This is a genomic window from Candidatus Nitronauta litoralis, from assembly GCA_015698285.1.
Classification (GTDB): domain Bacteria; phylum Nitrospinota; class Nitrospinia; order Nitrospinales; family Nitrospinaceae; genus Nitronauta; species Nitronauta litoralis.
This window is the reverse complement of the sequence record CP048685.1, coordinates 979402-996173: the sequence shown is the minus strand read 5'-3', so window position 1 is coordinate 996173 and position 16772 is coordinate 979402. Positions and strand designations below refer to the sequence as shown.

Here is a 16772-nt window from a genome sequence, read left to right as displayed (position 1 = left end):
ATGGATAGATCCAATGAAATAAAATTTGTTCTAAATTCCCTGCGCGGCCCCTTTCCTCTCGTGCCTGAAAGGGGCTGTCAAATCGAAAATATGGACTGGGAGTTTTTGCTCGCTTACGCCAAGGGCAATAACCTGTTGTTTCACGTCGCCCGTCATGCTTTAAACGAGCATGGAAAAAATATTGAGTCGTCGGCGCTTTCACGTATTGAGGAGATTGTTTCCTCGGGTGAGAAAAAGGTCCAAGACATTCAGGCGGGAATCCGATTTTTGCAAAACGAATTTCCGCAGGATTTTGTGCTGCATAAAACGTTTCGAAATTATGACCGAATACCCAATGACCTTGATTTTCTGGTGTCAGATTTTACGGGAGCCATGAAAGCTCTCGATGGGCTTCTGGGACCTTCACTGGACATTGACTACGATGAAGACAAGGCTGTTTATTATTCCAAAGAAAAATTCAAGCTGCATCTGCATGGGCGTTGCTCCTGGGTCGCCGTCGATTATATGGATTATGCAGATATCCTGTCGGACCCACGCATTGAAAATTTCAATGGTGTTGACGTCGCGATTCCAAATGTAACGATGGACTATTTAATTCACGTTGCTCACATGAATTATGAGCCCATGCATTTCACCCTGTCGGAACTTGTCTACCTTCACTCGATCGAGAAGGGAGCAGATAAAGATTATTGTCGAGGTCAGGCCCGAAAATACCACTGGGAACGGGCTTACCTCAGAACCCTCAAGGTCCTCGACGATTTCTATGAGTATTTTTTTGATTCCCAAAATCCGCTTGATGAGATGGGCGGTGAATACATGATGCCTAAAACTTTTTCCAGGTTCCATATAATCGCCGCTTTTCTTGAGCGGGGCCTGATCATGGAACCATTAAAAAAATTACCCAAAGCGTTAAAGGTCCTGATTTCGGGAAATTCCTATGGCGGGTTTTACACAGCTCCGGAAGAAAAAATTTCAGGGGTAGGCAAATGATAGACGTCAGTGTCGTGATCATCACCTATAACCGGAAAGACAAGGTCGAACGACTCATCCAGTCTGTCCTGAAGGCAAACTGGGAAGGGCTTTCCCGCGAAATAATCGTTGTCGACGATTGCTCACCTGATGGAACCTTTGAGTTTTTGAACAGCAAATATGCCGGACATTTGGATATCAAACTGCTTCAGAATGAAGTGAATTCGAAGGCCTCGCATTCCCGTAACCGGGGTATTGCCGCCTCCTGTGGTCGCTTTTTGTTTTGTATTGATGATGATGTGGTTGTTCATGAAGAAGCATTCCAGGAACTTTATAAAGCCCGGCAATCCCTCGAAGGGCAAAAAGTTATTCTTGCCCCTTTGATGTTTGAATACGAAAAACCGGATGTGCTCTGGTATGCCGGTGTCCGGTTGAACATGTGGACGACTTTTGGGACTTTTGAGGGGCAGGGAAGAACGCTTAAAGAGTACGGACCATTACCTGACACGTTGGAGACCGACACAATCGTCACCGCCTTTTTTATGGATCGTTCCTGCTTGGAAGAGGTCGGGGTGTTCGATGAAAAGAGATTCCCTTTTCAGTTTGAAGAAATGGATTTTTTCAACCGCAGTGGATTTTTCGGCTACCGGTTACTGGTGGTTTCTCCAGCACATATTTATCACGACCATGAACAGGGCGCTTTTCTCAACCACCCGTGGCGGCTTGAATTGACGGCAAAAAACAAACTGCTGACCTGCAAGCTCTGGTCCAGTAGTCAATTGCAGGAATATGTCTCACTCGCGTTTTCCACTGCGACGTTGTTGGCCTACTTTGGGCTCAAGCTGCTGGTTTACAGGAAAGAACGGATAGCCTGCATGAAAGCTCTTGTTCGGGGAATGCGGGACGGCTTCAGCGGACTCAAGTCGATTACCCCATACCGGCAAATTTATAGGGAGCAAATTATTTCAATGGAGCCCTCATGACTGTTTCGCAAGCATCGGAGCCAGTCGTTTCTCCGGTTCCGGAAAACGTGGCTCCATCTGCTGAAGAGACGCAACAGACGGTATCCACCGGAGGCCTGACAGCATGGTGCTGGACGGTTATCCTGTTTGTTGTTTTTGCCATGATGGCTGGAGCAAAATACCTTACTTTGCACACCACCTTCCTGGATTTGGGATTGTATTTGAACCGGGTTTTTCTTGTCGCTGAGGGACAATGGCAGGTGGCCTTATCCGGGCATGCTCAACCAGTCCTTTGGCTCCTGGCACTTTTGCATAAAGTAGTAACTCCAGACAGAGTTCCACTGGCCCTTTTAGCGTTGCAGGCTTTGATGATTGCGCTTCCCTTGCGATGGCTGTGGAAAGAATGGGGACCCCTGGTTGCCGTTGCGTACGCGCTCTATTTTCCTATCTGGTACAACAATCTGTTTGATTTCCATCCGGATCATCTGGTTATTCCACTGCTGTTTGCGTTTTTCCTGTTTGAGCGAAAGGAAAAATATTCTGCTGCCTGTTTCGCGGCTATTTTGCTTTGTGGAATCAAAGAACCGTATGCCTTGCAAACCGCTGCATGCGGTCTATATCTGGCGTTGGTACGAAAACAATGGAAAGCGGGTTTTTGTTTGATGGGGGTGGGTCTCGGTTATTTCATTATTGCTCTCCAGATTATTTTGCCCATGTATACGCTGGGAGATCGTTTGGGGCCTAACACTCAGGCTTTTTCCTGGTTGGGGAAGGATATGTTCGGGGTGGTCGAAACTTTATTTACCAATCCCTCGAATTGGATCGATGAAATTGTCAATCACTCTGGAAAAGAAACCTACCTTCTTGTCGTGTTCGGTTGCCTGGGATTTCTTTCGCTGCTTTCCCCGGCCCCGCTAATTGTAGCGTTGCCGATTATTTTTCTGGCGCTGCTTTCACGCAATCCAAATCATTTCGGTTTGTTTTTTCATTACACCTCTGGACTGGTGGCTCCGATGATAGTTTCTTTCGCCGGGGGAATCCCTGTTGCCAGAAAAATCGGATCCTGGGTCGATTTAAAAGAACCCGCCTTTTATATTCTGGTGATAGCCGGATTATTGATAGGCCATGCTCGCTATGCCCCTTCATTTTTAAGTTGGCGTTTCTATCAGGAAAACGATTGGTCGTATCACTTAAGTGCGTATGCTCCTTCACAACGAGATGCCGCTGTTCGACAGGCCTTGGAGGAATATATACCTGCCACTGTTCCGGTGAGCGTTCAAAACAATATCAACACAGCATATCTGTCTCAGCGAAGTCATATTTTTGTTTTTCCCAGGGGGGTAGATTCCCCGGTAGACGTCCGTGGTACAGATTCAACTTCCCAACCCGGTTTTATCTGGGCAGATTTTGTTGTGCTGGACCTTACCCGCCCCTTGTTTTGGGGAGATAAGACCTGCAAGTGGAGGTTAGGTGCTTGTGAAGATGGAGAAGTCTCAGCAAAATTCCTGAAATTACTCGAGGAGACTCTGAAAAATTACGAAATTTTATATGACAGGGATCGTTTCCTGATTCTCAGGCGAACTCGTTATCTGGAATCCAGGAAAGAGTTAAGTTCCCAGTTTCAGGCAGCAATATGATGACTAATTTAAAAAAATATGGAGTTCTTCTTTTTTGCCTCTTGTCCGGCCTATATATGGTGGCGGTTTCAGTAAGTAGCGCAAATGAACAAAAAGAAAAACCTTCAAAATTGTTTTTTCTGGCGGAACGCGGAAAGCAGAGTGTACCGAGTTTCCAAAATATTCCATCAGAAACAAGACTCCCATCGGGTGAGTACAGTGCACGCGCCCATATGGTGAGCAAAATCATAAAAGAAAACCGTGTGACTCATTCCTTAAGCTTTCAACCTGAAAAAGAAAATGTAAACAATACGTTTGAAAAATCAAAAGGGTGGTCCCGGTTGAAGGATACATACTGGTGGTCTCCTGGCGCGCTTGAACAAACGCTTACGGTGCCATTAAGTTCCGGGGAAATAAATTCACCGGTGCTCAACCGGTTCGATGAGTTTCATTTTGATTTCCAGGCATTGGAGGAGCCGGGTCAGTTTCCATTTCTGGTTGGTCTTGAACTGACGGCCGGGACCGCGAACCCTGGACAAAAAAAACGGGTATTCATTGCCGGCGATCATTCGTTAAAGGCTGAAGAAACCCTGACCCCTGCTGCAAGGCCCTGGAACCCCAAAAACTATCTTTACCTGCTAAAACGTGAATTGAATCTGGAGCCGGATGCCGAGTGGAGATTTATCCAGAAGGATGAGTACACCGTGGTGCAGAGGCGTTTTCATAAAGATATCAAGTCTATTGAAGCCCTGGACGTTGTTGTCCCACGGAATTGGTCAATTAAAACGATTAACCTTAAGCTCGGATTTGAAGGACCGTACCGCCCGACGGAAATTCTTGCATTGCATGAGGTTTATCATCGCCATTCAAAAGGTGACTTTGAAAAAACCATCCGACTCCATCTGGGAAAGCTGATACGGGAACAGTATAAAAAATTTAAAAAGATAAACCTTGAAGAGCTGGTTGTGTTTTTTGAGGGGCCGGTGGATCAGGTCATCCAGCAAAAACCTTTGAAGCAAATAGTTTTTCATGCGCTGGACCTTGATATTGAAAACCGTGACTCTATAGAAATTGTTCAACTCCCACTGGAAATACTGCCTCTATCTGCGACAACCTACCGTGCGTCCGTCAAGTTGGATGCAGTAAAAAAGAAACCGGTTAAATGGGAATTGGATTCGGCGCGTTTAAAAGTCAATCGTGAAAACCCGTCAGTTCCGGGTGGTCTGGTCTTCCGCCGCGCGGGTTTGGCTCAACTTGAAACGTTTACCCAGCCGAAGATAGCGCGTGTTCCAAAACAAAGGGTCCATGCATTGGGTGGGCCATTTCTTCCCCGGCAAAACCTCAAAAACATTGAATCGGTTTCAGTTGATTCCTATTTCCCTTTCCAGGTTCTGGATTGGGACCAGCCCTATCATTCAGGGTTGATTGTACAAAACGGGATTCGTGTTCAGACAGGAAAAGCAAGCCAGGCTCGTGTTTATAGAGAGAAGAGAGGGCTTGCCTGCGATGTTTTATTTCTAGCACCTGAAAACCTGGTCAGTATGGAGTTGGAAAGTATCGGTCCTTTTGTTGAGGATAGAGAGGTCACTCTGGAGCTTGAAAGGGAGGGGAATCTTCTTCTCAGATTGTTCAAGCCTTACCTGGGAGAGATAAAGGGCAATACGATCCGGTTTATTTTGCCAGCCAACACCCGTCCCATGATCGAAGTGGAACCTCCACGCTTGGAAGGTCTGGAAACTACAGGTCGTCAGCGGGGTCGAATCCTTTTCACCCGGGCTGAGATTTCTCCAAATTTGCAGGAGGATTCAAGGACTCTACAAAATGATCCAAATGCTGATAATCAAAAGACAGCGACGGAAAAGGAAAATGGGAATGGGGAAGAGGAGTCTTTATCTTCCTTGAATCCCTTGTTTCTTTCAGCTCCGGAAAAAGTGGATTTCTCTTCTCCCGGATTAAAAAGCAGGACAGCTAAATCTATTCGGGCGCCAGGGCTTCGCATCAAATCAAGGCATTCTTTCAAAGAGTGGCGGCCGGTGCAGGGAGGGATTCTCCTGGAAGGTCGGGGTCGATGGATCGATTTAACATGGAAACATACAGCAAAACTGTTTTCAGAGTCCCGCTTTTACCTCTCAATACTAAAGGGTGTGGCTGATGTCGACCATCTGGAGATTCAACCCCGTTCTGGAGGAAAAAAATTACCTCCACAAACGGCAATGCCCAATGAGCCTGTCAAACTGAATATTAATTCAGGCGAGATTGATGAACTCAATATACGAATCCATTTAAAGTCGAATATAGCGTTTTCTCTGGTTTTATCGGAGATGACTTTGTTCCATCCACAATCCACACCCGTCACCCAGATGCTGGACCTGGAACACCTGATTTGGGAAAGGACTCCACTGGTTGCGCATCCGGTCATCAAACCAAAAACGGCGCAACTGGAAACGGATTCCAACGGGATCATGATTACGGGTTCACTGACTGCGAGGGAACCTGTGGTGCAGTGGTCCAATACCGTGAACCATCCCATTGGTTTGGTACGGGGGCTGCGCTTAAAATACCAGAGTGCCTGGGATGCCAGTCAGGGAGTGGCCTGCTGGTTGAAATTAAACTGGAAAACCGCGAAACATCAAGGGCAAAAACGTCTCTGTTTTAACAATCCAATTGGCGATGTTTATATTCCTGCGTCTTCTCTTTTTGATCAGAAACTGCTGAATAACCATGAACCTTTGGAATCTCTGGTCTGGAGAATCGAAGGGCCCAAGGGAAAGCAATCAACAGCGCTTGCTTTGAGTTTAAAAATGGAATTGGATGCGCTTCACCTTGGATCGCTGCGTCATGAACTTGCGCGATATCCGGTTTTCAGGGTAGAGGAGAAGGTCGTTTCCCCGGCCTCACTGGAACATATTGCGATCGATCAATTAGTTTCAAGAGAACCCTGGGTCGAGTTGGGTGACATCATCATTCCTGCAAATCTTTCCAAAACATTCGACATGGAAGTTCTTGAGACACCTTACTTTAATGTTGAAGCTTTGGTGATCCAGAACCGTTTTCCATTGCCGGAGGGTTTCACCCTTCAACAGGATGTTGAAGAAATTATTCCGAACCAGAGGTCCCTGTCTCTTTTAATCTTGATCGAAGCGTTGATTTTTTTGGGTGGTTTATATTTCATTTTGAAAAAAACAAATATCTACCCACAACTAAAATCAAATATGATTCCAGCTCTGAAATTTTTAAAACGCTGGTTGCTGGGGCCTCATGTCATTTTAAATCGGTTGATGGGGCTTTTGGTTATTGGACCGGGCTTTCTCCTTTCGGGTTATATGAATCAAAGGCCGGATGCTCCGTCTTTTCTGGAACCTTTACTGCTCCTTTTTGCAGGAGTGGTCTGGCATGAAATACGGTGGGGGTTGCAAAAATATCCACACCATTTTGAACGTAGCAATATCTTCATAAATGGAAATAATTACTCGACTCCGGTTCTGCCTCATCTGGTTTTGGCCGGGGCTATGGGTTGGAGTGCATGGATGATTGGAGCCGGAATTTCCGAGATTCCAACCGTAATCGCCGCGGCATTGTGTGTGTCCAGTATTTATTTCTACCTGCCCTGGATGGAGCGGGTTACGGTACGAATCATCTTGGGACTGGTCTTTGCTGGCGGATGTTATCTGGCCAGCCTGTCGCAAGCACCGGGGAGTCTGTTGCCTTCAGTGGGTGGACTGGCTTTGATTTTTACCTGGCTGAATATTTTACAGTGGGCACGCCCCACCCTTGAAAAGTGTTTTCCGAAAGGTACAGGATTTGTATTCCAGTCCACCGCCAAGAAATTATGGCTGGGCCTTCTCATACTGGTCCCGGTAATGGCGTTACTTATTTTTTTACAGTTGGAAGTGATAGCCGAACCGATCGCAATCACTATCTACCTGCTCATGGCAGGCGGTATCCTGTCTGAAATTTGGGCGCATTTTTCTCCCTCGAAAGAAAGTATCCCGGATGTAGTCTCTGAAGATATTTTTGAAAAGGTGTCTTCTGGTGGCTAATTTTTTAAGAACCAATTTTCTGGTTCTTTTCCTTCTGAATTCCGGAAACCTGTTTAACTATCTCTTCCAGCTTGTTATTGCCAGGCAGCTGACTCCAACCGATTTCGGAACATTCAATGCGATAAATTCAATCGCAATAATTCTACTCGCTCCATCAGCAGTCTTGCCTGTTGTGTTTTCCCGCTACACCGTCACCCTTTTACAAACCAGTATGGGGCAGGTGCGTGACATATTAGTCCGAGGCATGAAGTTTTTTACCTGGATTACTCTGGGACTTCTTGTCTTGTGTTTGTTGGGGCTGCCTGGAATTAAATCCTATCTGCATCTGACATCAACACTGCCCCTCGTTCTTATGCTCATTCAATTCAGCCTGTCGCTGGTTCGTCCTATTCTTTTTGGGGTGATCCAGGGGTTGCAGCGATTTACACTTTACGGGCTGGGGTCCAGCAGCATTCCACTGGTGAGGTTTCTCAGCGGTCTGGTTTTCGTGATTGTTCTGGAATGGGGGGTAAACGGGGCAGTTTTCTCAGGTGTGGTGGGTGCCATTGTTGCCATGGTCATTGGTTTCTGGGGTATCCGGGATGTCCTGAACAAGCCCAATGAGCCGATCCCGCCGGGTTTGACAAAAGAAATGGGACGTTACGGATTACCAGCATTGGGCACGGCTTGTATGGTGATGGTTCTCGGCAATCTCGACATTGTGTTTGTTCGTCATTATTGTACTCCCGAGGAAGCCGGGTTTTACGCCACCGCTGCCATTTTGGGACGTATTGCCATGTTCCTCCCGGGAGTATTAACACATGTTCTCTTTCCTGTTGCAGCTCAGGCTCATGAAGAGGGTGAAAAAGGTTCCAGTGTTTTGTGGACCAGTCTAGGCTTGACGACTCTTCTGGGAGGTGGGTTCGCATTACTTTGCGCTCTTTGGCCCGAGATGATCATCTCTTTTCTGTTTGGCTCGAAATATATCGATGCCGCCCCCATGCTGGTTATCATCAGCATCGCGATGGCCCTTTTGGCTATCGCAAATGTGGTATTTACTTTCTCCTTAGCCCGATCGGAATTTGGTTATCTCTGGCCTCTTGCCGGTGGTGTTCTTTTGATGTTTATATTGATTTTTCTTTTTCACGATTCCGCACGGACTATTGCTATGAATGTCCTCTGGTCCGTATTAACCATTCTAGTGGGAACAATGGGGTGGTACCTGTCAAAAAACTTTCGTCCTCAAACTGCACCATGACCGTTCAGAAAAATTACGCCAGCCAATGGTGGGCTACAGTTTATGTGGCCGGTGTTTCCCTGGCGATCACCTTTCTTTTAGGCCGATTGTTCGGTCCGGGTACATTTGGGACCTACAGTTATATTGTTACGGTGGGAGCCTTATTAGGGATTCTTCAGGATGGAGGTTTTAAAACGTTAATCAATCGTGAGCAGGCCAGTCCCTCACTGGATCTCTCACCGGAGCAACTTTTCGCCAGGGCTCTGGGCCACTTGTTAACTACAACCAGCCTGGCGGCAATGGTGATCCTGCTGTTATCTTTCGAGCATCAAAAGGCTTTGCTTTTGGCCTTGTTTTCATTTGGACTTGGTGCTGCCACAAATTTTATCTCTTCATTTAAAAAAGGAACGGGACATTTTGTTGAAGAAGCCTGGTGGCGATTCCGGATAAGAACCATCACCGCTATTGCGGTGGTTCTTTCTGTCTGGCTGTGGGAACCCACTGTGGAAGGGGTATTGATCGCTTGGTCGGTGGGACAACTGTTGGTTTTATTGTCGCAACGTGAATTTTCCCTGACACGTATCTCCTTTTTTGGAAAAGACAATAAAGTTTTTAAAAGTGTACTGGCCCTGCTCATAATCGACATTGCCACCTTAATCTATTTTAAAATCGACATTATCATGTTAATGCACCTTCAGGATTCCAAGGATGCCGTAGGGTTTTACTCAGCTTCTTCCCGGATTATTGAAGGGGTTATCCTCCTCCTTTTCCCCTTCGCCAATGTGTTTTTTCGTGATTTCCGACTGGCGTGGCAGGAGCATGGCGAGTTTAAAAAACTTTTACGAGTCTGGCTGATGCGCGCAGGCATATGCGCATCATTAGTGGTACCTCTTGCCTGGATGTTGGCGGAGCCGGTATTGACTCTCTGTTTCGGAGAATCATTCACACAGGGAGAACAAATCCTCCGTTTTCTTTTGCTGGCCTTGTTTTTTATCATTCCCAATCTTGTGCTGACCCAGGGAGTCCTGGCGCTGAACCGGGAAGTTTTTTATGCCAAGATTGCCTGTCTTGCAGCAGTTCTTAATATCGGGCTCAATTGGGCCTTGATTCCCCGTTTGGGGCCAGAGGGTGCCGCCCTGGGAACTGGTATTACCGAGGCTTTCCTGTTTGGTGTTTTCCTTTGGAACATGATGCGTTGGCTTAAAACAAAACCCGGTGATAGCCATGGCTGAATCTCTGCTCTTACACGATGCGTTTGATTTCAAGGGTGGCGGAGAGCGACTGGTTCTCAGTTTGTGTCGAGAACTGAATCTTGATCTGGCTTACGGACAATGGTGCGCCGATAGTTTTGATCTGTCCGATCTCCCCGGACAAACGTTCGACCTAAACGGGTATTCTTCATTGATAGGCTATAGGACCATCAACCGTTACCGAGCGTTTACAAAACGAACACGTTTTTTAAAAAAGTATCGGACGGTAATATACAGTGGCATCAACGCCCCCCTTGCGGTTCACAACCATCGCAATGGGAAAAATATTTTTTATTGCCATACACCGCCTCGTGCGCTTTACGATTTACGTGAATACCAGATGAACCGTTTGTCTTTCTTTCGAAGATTTCTTGTTGCCCGTTACAATGACTGGTTCCAACCCTTATATGAAGAAGCAGTGAAGCATATGGATGTGGTCGTTGCCAATTCCAGGAATACACAGGAACGTCTAACCCGTTTCCTTGATCTCGAATCGGTTGTTGTTAACCCGCCTTGTCCAACACAGTGGTTTCAATGGAAAGGGCAGGGAGATTATTATCTTTCCCCTGCGCGACTTGAAGGGGTTAAGCGGGTTGGTCGTGTGCTGGAAGCTTTTTCAGGGTTGCCTGATAAAAAATTAATCGTGACCTCTTCAGGTCCGGAGTTTTTACAACTTCGTGAAAAATATAAATCCTTTTCCAATATTAGTTTTACGGGTCCTGTAGAAGAGGAGGAACTCCGCAGCCTGATCGGCAATGCGATTGCCACCCTCTACATTCCGGTGGATGAGGATTTTGGAATGTCGCCCGTGGAGTCTATGGCTGCAGGAAAACCAGTCATCGGGGTTCGCGAAGGAGGTTTAATCGAGACGGTGATGGACGGCGAAACAGGCATCCTGTTGAATGCAGACCCTTCAATTGAACAGATTCGGCAGGGTGTAATGGATCTGTCTCCGACCCGGGCTCTTTCCATGCGTGAAGCCTGTGAGGCTCAAGCCCAAAAGTTTGATGAGAAAATTTTTATCAATAAAATGCAGTCATTAATAAATAGTTGAAAACTTCCTGATACCTTCAAAAAAGAACTCTGGGATAGCCATTTTATTTTCTGCCCTTGCCAAGGGAGGGTGAGGGAGGGTTATGAATAAATGCTCCCCTGTATCCCCTCCAAATATATACGAAGATCAGTCCTTTACTTACGACAAAAAAAGCCTGATTTGATTTTTTGAAAATGTAATATCAAGGCATTTCCTCGACCCGGATGACATTGGTCCATTGCGGAACACCAAGTGGAATCCCGGTTGTGAGAATGATGCGATCCCCTTTTTTCAATAGTTGGGTTTCTTTTATTTTTTTAAAAAAAGGGGTTATGTCGCCAAGAAATCCCCGTTCGCTTTTGATTATGATGGGTACAGTACCGCGAATGAGGGCCATACGCCGGGCACATTCGCGTACAGAGGTAAACGTGAAAATAGGGACGTTCGGCTTGGGCGATGCCACCTGCATCGCGGTCCCTCCTGTTTTGGTATAGACCATTAAAGCCCTGCCTCCTAATAACTCCACCAGCCGGTTGGCAGAATAGGCAATGCCCTGGGAAACCGGGGGATCTTCATTGAAAAATCTTTGCCAGGGAAGAATTCGTCGGTGGGTTTTCTGATAATCCTCCATTTCTCTTGCAGTGGCTGCCATCATGCGGACTGCGCCAACAGGGTATTTGCCCGTAGCGGTTTCGGCCGAAAGCATAACGGCATCGGCCCCGCCCATTACGGCTGTGGAGATATCAGAAACTTCTGCCCGGGTGGGTCGATTGTTTTCAACCATTGATTCGAGCATTTGTGTTGCAACGATGGCTGGCTTTTGCTGCGTTGCACATTCCCATAAAATTTTCTGCTGTGCCACTGGGACTTGCGTTAATGGGATTTCAATTCCAAGATCGCCACGTGCGACCATCACGCCGTCAGCAGCTTCGATGATCTCGCGATAACATTTTACTGCCACTTTTCGTTCGATCTTGGCAATGATGTTGGCGTCTCCTCCCGCTTTGTGAATCAAGCGTCTGAGTTGGTGAATATCATTGGGCGATCCCACAAAAGAAAGGCCAACAAAATCTACCCCTTCACTCAAGCCAAATTTTAAATCACGTTTATCTTTTGCAGTAATCGGGCTGGTGGTGAGTTCAGCATCGGGTAGGTTGACCCCTTTAAAATCCGACAACACCCCTCCAACTGTTACCTGCACTTTGACATCATTTCCTGAAATAGACTTTACCTTCACGCAAAGGCTGCCATCATTCAGGTAAACAAGATCGCCCGGCTTAACCGACTTGGAAAATCCGGCGAGTTGAATAGGGACAAGCTTGGCGGATCCGGTTACATTGCGGGTAGTGAAGGTGAGTATATCGTCTGGATTTAAATGAATAAACCCATTCTGAAATTTTCCAACACGAATCTTGGGTCCCTGCAAATCGATGAGAATACCGATTACCGTTTTCTGTTGAATTTCGACCGCTCTAATAAAACGAATCCATTTTTTTAAATCGGGATAATTCCCATGCGACATATTCAGGCGGAAAATATTGACTCCCGCCTTCACGAGAGCGTCAATAGTTTTCCTGTTGCCACTGGCCGGGCCTAGGGTCGCAATGATCTTGGTCATTTTGAAAGACATATAATGTTTTCCTGTTTGATAAATATTCTGGATTAAAGTCAGTATAAGGCGTTAATTTCTTTTTGCGAGTGTGAATGTTTTGATCAATTTAGGGATGTTGGTTTTGGTATGATGAGTATGATTGAATCTATGGAGGACTTATGACAACACAGGATACACACAGTAAAACTATTGGCTACCTGCTCTGGGTTTTCGGGTTCACCGGCGGGCACCGTTTTTACTATGGAAAACCCATAAGCGGTACGATTTATTTTTTTACACTGGGACTTTTCTTTATTGGATGGATCGTTGATTTATTCCTCATTCCTTCAATGGACCGGGAAGCTGACCAGAAGTTCACCGATGGCAGGATCAGTTACAGCACGGCCTGGATATTATTGACCTTTCTGGGGGTCTTCGGTATTCACCGATTCTATATTGGTAAATGGGGAACGGGAATCATCTATCTTTTGACAGGGGGACTGTTGCTTATTGGAGTGATTTACGATTTCTGGAACCTGAACAAACAGATCAGTGAAATCCACGCTGAAGAGGCGGCAGGGGTAACCTCAACCTGATTTTCTATGAACTAATTGCGCCCGTAAGTTTTGGGGTATTGTCCGGGTTCTTTCCACCAGTACTCGTGCTGGAGATGAATCACATAAAATTCAGTTAGGCTCGACTGGAAAAGGGAAAACGGGGTCACACCGTACTGCCCCAAAGCATATCCCAGGTAAAAAAAGTATCGCACGATCCGGTTGGGTACCATCTCCACCCTCAATTAAAAGACAAACGGCCAGGTAAACAGGAAGAAAAATTACTATGCGGGATTCAAGGCCGTCCGTCAAAGAATTTTTTTTATTTGGAGAGTGGTCAGGAAACAGATTCGGTCGGTTGAGCCAGTGAAGGCGCGGGTTTCTTTTCCCTTACGGAAAACATAAGTGCCGGAAGAACGAATAATGTCAGCACGGTGGATGATAGGATCCCGCCAATGACGACTGTGGCAAGAGGACGTTGAACTTCAGCCCCGGTGCCTGTTGCCAGTGCCATGGGGACAAACCCAAGGGAGGCAACCAGCGCGGTCATCAAAATTGGACGAAGTCGTGTAGCGCAACCTTTAAGAATAGCGGCTTTCAGTTCGAGGCCCTCCGCAGTCAGTTTATTGATGAAAGTGATCAGTACCAGCCCATTCAAAACTGCAACTCCAGACAGGGCTATAAAACCGATGGCAGCGGATATTGATAACGGGATTCCACGCAACCAGATAAATAGAATTCCCCCGGTAAGTGCCAGCGGGACTCCAGTAAAAATCATCAGGGTGTGGGTAAACGACCTCACCGCAAAGAACAGAAAAATAAAAATCAGGGTGAGCGCGATGGGCACCACTATCTTCAAACGTTGGGCTGCGGAGATGAGGTGTTCAAATTGTCCCCCCCAGGTGATCCAGAAACCGGAAGGTAGTGTTAAGTTTTCATTCAGGGTGTTTTGTGCGGATTCAATAAACGACCCAAGGTCGCGCTCACGAACGTTGGCAGTCACCACGATCCGACGTTTTCCGTTTTCACGGCTGATCTGGTTTGGTCCCTGAATCACCTCAAAGTCAGCAACGGTTCCAAGTGGAATTGAAGTCAGGATTTCCTTATGCGGGTTTAATGCATTATTCGTTTTTGAATTCATTGGCTTCAGCCAATTTTCAGGGTAAGGAAGCGGAAGCCTCTTCAGATAGTCAATTCGGCTGCGCAGGTTTTCCGGAAGTCGTACGATGAGATCAAAACGGCGATCGCCCTGAAATACCTGGCCAGCGGACATACCGCCTAAAGCGATCTGAATCACATCCTGGACATCAGAGATATTCAACCCCATTCGCGATAGTTCCTCGCGTCTAAGGTGAATTGTCAGCACCGGTAGTCCTGTTACCTGCTCCATCCTGACATCAGAGGCTCCCGAAATTCTGTTGAGATTTTCTACTACACGTTCGCCAATATCATGAAGCGTGTCCATGTCATCACCATGAATTTTGACAGCAACATCCGCGCGCACCCCTGCGATGAGTTCGTTGAATCGCATCTGAATGGGTTGGGTGAACTCATACTTGTTTCCGGGCAGTGGCTTTACAAACGATTCAAATTTCGCGATGAGGGCATCGTGGGTCATCCGGGGATCGGGCCAGTCCTTGCGAGGCTTTAATATTACAAAGGTGTCGGCGACGCTGGGTGGCATGGGGTCGGTTGCGATATCCCCTGTCCCTATTTTGGAAAAAATGTAGTCAATCTCCGGAAGTTCCATGAATTTTTTTTCAAGATGATGCTGCATCTTTACCGCCTGACTGAGACTCGTGCCAGGAATTCGGAGGGCATGGACCGCCAGATCGCGTTCATCAAGTGTGGGAAGAAACTCCCGTCCCATGTTGATAGCAATTAAGAGACATGCGACCAGCAGAATTGAAACCGTTGTGAGGAGGCTGACACGATACTGGAGTGCTTGTTCGAGAGTATTAAGGTATCGATTTTTGATTGCATCAAACCATGGGGTTTTTTCGGGTTTTGATTTTACATGGGCGAACTGGGCGACCATGGCGGGAACAAAAGTGATCGAAAGCAGCAACGCCCCGAGCAAAGCTGCCAGCACGGTGAATGCCATGGGTTGAAACATTTTGCCTTCAATGCCCGTCAAAGTCAGTATTGGCAGATACACCACCATGATGATGAGCACACCGAAAATACTGGGACGAGAAACTTCCCGCGATGCTTCGCGCACTATACTATGTCGCTCTTCACGGGTGAGCGGTTGGAATGATTGAGATTGTTTTTCCTGGAGCCTGCGCAAGCAGTTCTCAACAATGATCACGGTGCAGTCCACAATGATTCCGAAGTCAATCGCACCCAGACTTAAAAGATTCCCACTGATTTTATTTTCCACCATCCCCGTGATGGCAAATAGCATAGAAAGAGGAATCACGAGGGCTGTAATTAGTGCCGCTCGAAAATGTCTCAGCAGGAGAAACAGAACCAGGACAACAAACAGTGCGCCTTCTGCAAGATTGTTCCACACTGTGTTCAGCGTAGCGTTGACCAGTTTTGTCCGGTCGTAGAGAGTCTTTGCTTCCATCCCTTCCGGCAGGGTTTTTTGAATTTCTTTTAACTGGTCGGAGACACGCTTTGAAACGGTTCGGCTGTTTTCTCCTTTCAGCATGAACACCGTGCCCATAACCACTTCCTGGCCGTTGTGGGTGGCGGCGCCGGTTCTTAACTCTTTGCCCAGCGAAACTTCCGCAACATCCTGAATCAGAATGGGAACTCCGCGATGACTGCCAAGAGTGATACGACGAATGTCGTCGAGGCTTGCCACCTGCCCAGGTGTTCGAATAAGATATTGTTCTCCCTTGTGTTCCAGAAAACCTGATCCAACGTTCTGGTTATTTCTAGCCAGGGCGTTAAGCACATCACGGAACGACAGTTGGTGAGCCATCAGTTTTCCGGGATTCGGGGTGACGTGGATTTGTTTGACGTAACCGCCAATGGTGTTGACCTCTATTACTCCCGGTACGTTGCGGAGTTGCGGACGAACGATCCAGTCCTCTTCTTCTCTAAGGCGGGTCAGGGATTCCAGTTCGCTGGTGTTAGGGTTGAATCCCTCTTTCCATTTAAGGGCCCACATAAATATTTCGCCAAGCCCGGTTGCGATCGGTCCCATTTCAGGCTGGATCCCGGGAGGCAGCTGTCCTGTTGCCTGAGTCAAACGGTTCGATAAAATCTGCCGCGCAAAATAAATATCTGTTCCATCCTCAAAAACCAGAGTCAGCTGGGATAAACCGTAGCGCGATAACGATCGCATACTTTCCAGGCGTGGCAAACCGGCGAGTGCTGTTTCAAGCGGGAAGCTGATCCTTTGCTCCACTTCAAGGGGGGAATAGCCTACGGCCTCTGTGTTGATCTGGACCTGGATATTCGTAATGTCCGGTAACGCGTCGATAGGAAGTTTTTGAAAATTGAAAACACCCCAAACGCCCATACCAATAGTTATCAGGATAACCATTAAGCGTTGTCGGATAGAAAATTCAATTATGCGATTGAGCAC

Annotated in this window: 11 protein-coding genes; 8 read left to right on the top strand and 3 right to left on the bottom strand. The window is 46.9% G+C overall.

What is annotated here, in order from left to right; translation table 11 throughout:
* The 7 genes from G3M70_04495 to G3M70_04465 are packed head-to-tail and all read left to right on the top strand — an operon-like array spanning position 1 to position 11107.
* Positions 1 to 990, top strand: a complete 990-nt coding sequence (locus G3M70_04495; protein QPJ61186.1) for a hypothetical protein — start codon at positions 1 to 3, stop codon at positions 988 to 990.
* Positions 987 to 1952, top strand: a complete 966-nt coding sequence (locus G3M70_04490; protein QPJ61185.1) for a glycosyltransferase family 2 protein — start codon at positions 987 to 989, stop codon at positions 1950 to 1952. The genes G3M70_04495 and G3M70_04490 overlap by 4 nt, the downstream gene beginning before the upstream one ends.
* Positions 1949 to 3568, top strand: coding sequence for a DUF2079 domain-containing protein (locus G3M70_04485; protein ID QPJ61184.1), 1620 nt, complete (start codon positions 1949 to 1951; stop codon positions 3566 to 3568). The genes G3M70_04490 and G3M70_04485 overlap by 4 nt, the downstream gene beginning before the upstream one ends.
* Positions 3565 to 7587 carry a hypothetical protein gene (locus G3M70_04480; protein ID QPJ61183.1) on the top strand — a complete coding sequence of 1341 codons (4023 nt, stop codon included), beginning with the start codon at positions 3565 to 3567 and terminating at the stop codon, positions 7585 to 7587. The genes G3M70_04485 and G3M70_04480 overlap by 4 nt, the downstream gene beginning before the upstream one ends.
* Positions 7580 to 8824, top strand: coding sequence for an oligosaccharide flippase family protein (locus G3M70_04475; GenBank protein ID QPJ61182.1), 1245 nt, complete (start codon positions 7580 to 7582; stop codon positions 8822 to 8824). Before G3M70_04480 ends, G3M70_04475 begins: the two co-directional genes overlap by 8 nt.
* The gene (locus G3M70_04470) at positions 8821 to 10035 is read left to right on the top strand and encodes an oligosaccharide flippase family protein (GenBank protein ID QPJ61181.1); all 1215 of its coding nucleotides are present in this window, start codon (positions 8821 to 8823) and stop codon (positions 10033 to 10035) included. The genes G3M70_04475 and G3M70_04470 overlap by 4 nt, the downstream gene beginning before the upstream one ends.
* Positions 10022 to 11107: a glycosyltransferase family 4 protein gene (locus G3M70_04465; protein QPJ63710.1), complete on the top strand. Its 1086-nt coding sequence runs from the start codon at positions 10022 to 10024 to the stop codon at positions 11105 to 11107. The genes G3M70_04470 and G3M70_04465 overlap by 14 nt, the downstream gene beginning before the upstream one ends.
* A gap of 181 nt (positions 11108 to 11288) precedes the next feature.
* Here the strand turns inward: G3M70_04465 and pyk are convergent, their stop codons facing one another.
* Positions 11289 to 12716 (bottom strand): pyruvate kinase, encoded by a 1428-nt coding sequence (pyk, locus tag G3M70_04460; GenBank protein QPJ61180.1) that lies wholly within the window; start codon positions 12714 to 12716, stop codon positions 11289 to 11291.
* A gap of 140 nt (positions 12717 to 12856) precedes the next feature.
* Between pyk and G3M70_04455 the strand changes: the two genes are divergently transcribed.
* Positions 12857 to 13273, top strand: coding sequence for a TM2 domain-containing protein (locus G3M70_04455; GenBank protein QPJ61179.1), 417 nt, complete (start codon positions 12857 to 12859; stop codon positions 13271 to 13273).
* An 11-nt stretch (positions 13274 to 13284) separates the two neighbouring features.
* Here the strand turns inward: G3M70_04455 and G3M70_04450 are convergent, their stop codons facing one another.
* Together G3M70_04450 and G3M70_04445 are read right to left on the bottom strand one after the other, a co-directional pair.
* Positions 13285 to 13464, bottom strand: a complete 180-nt coding sequence (locus G3M70_04450; protein QPJ61178.1) for a hypothetical protein — start codon at positions 13462 to 13464, stop codon at positions 13285 to 13287.
* 104 nt (positions 13465 to 13568) lie between these two features.
* Entirely contained in the window at positions 13569 to 16772 is a 3204-nt protein-coding gene (locus G3M70_04445; protein ID QPJ61177.1) for a CusA/CzcA family heavy metal efflux RND transporter, read from the bottom strand.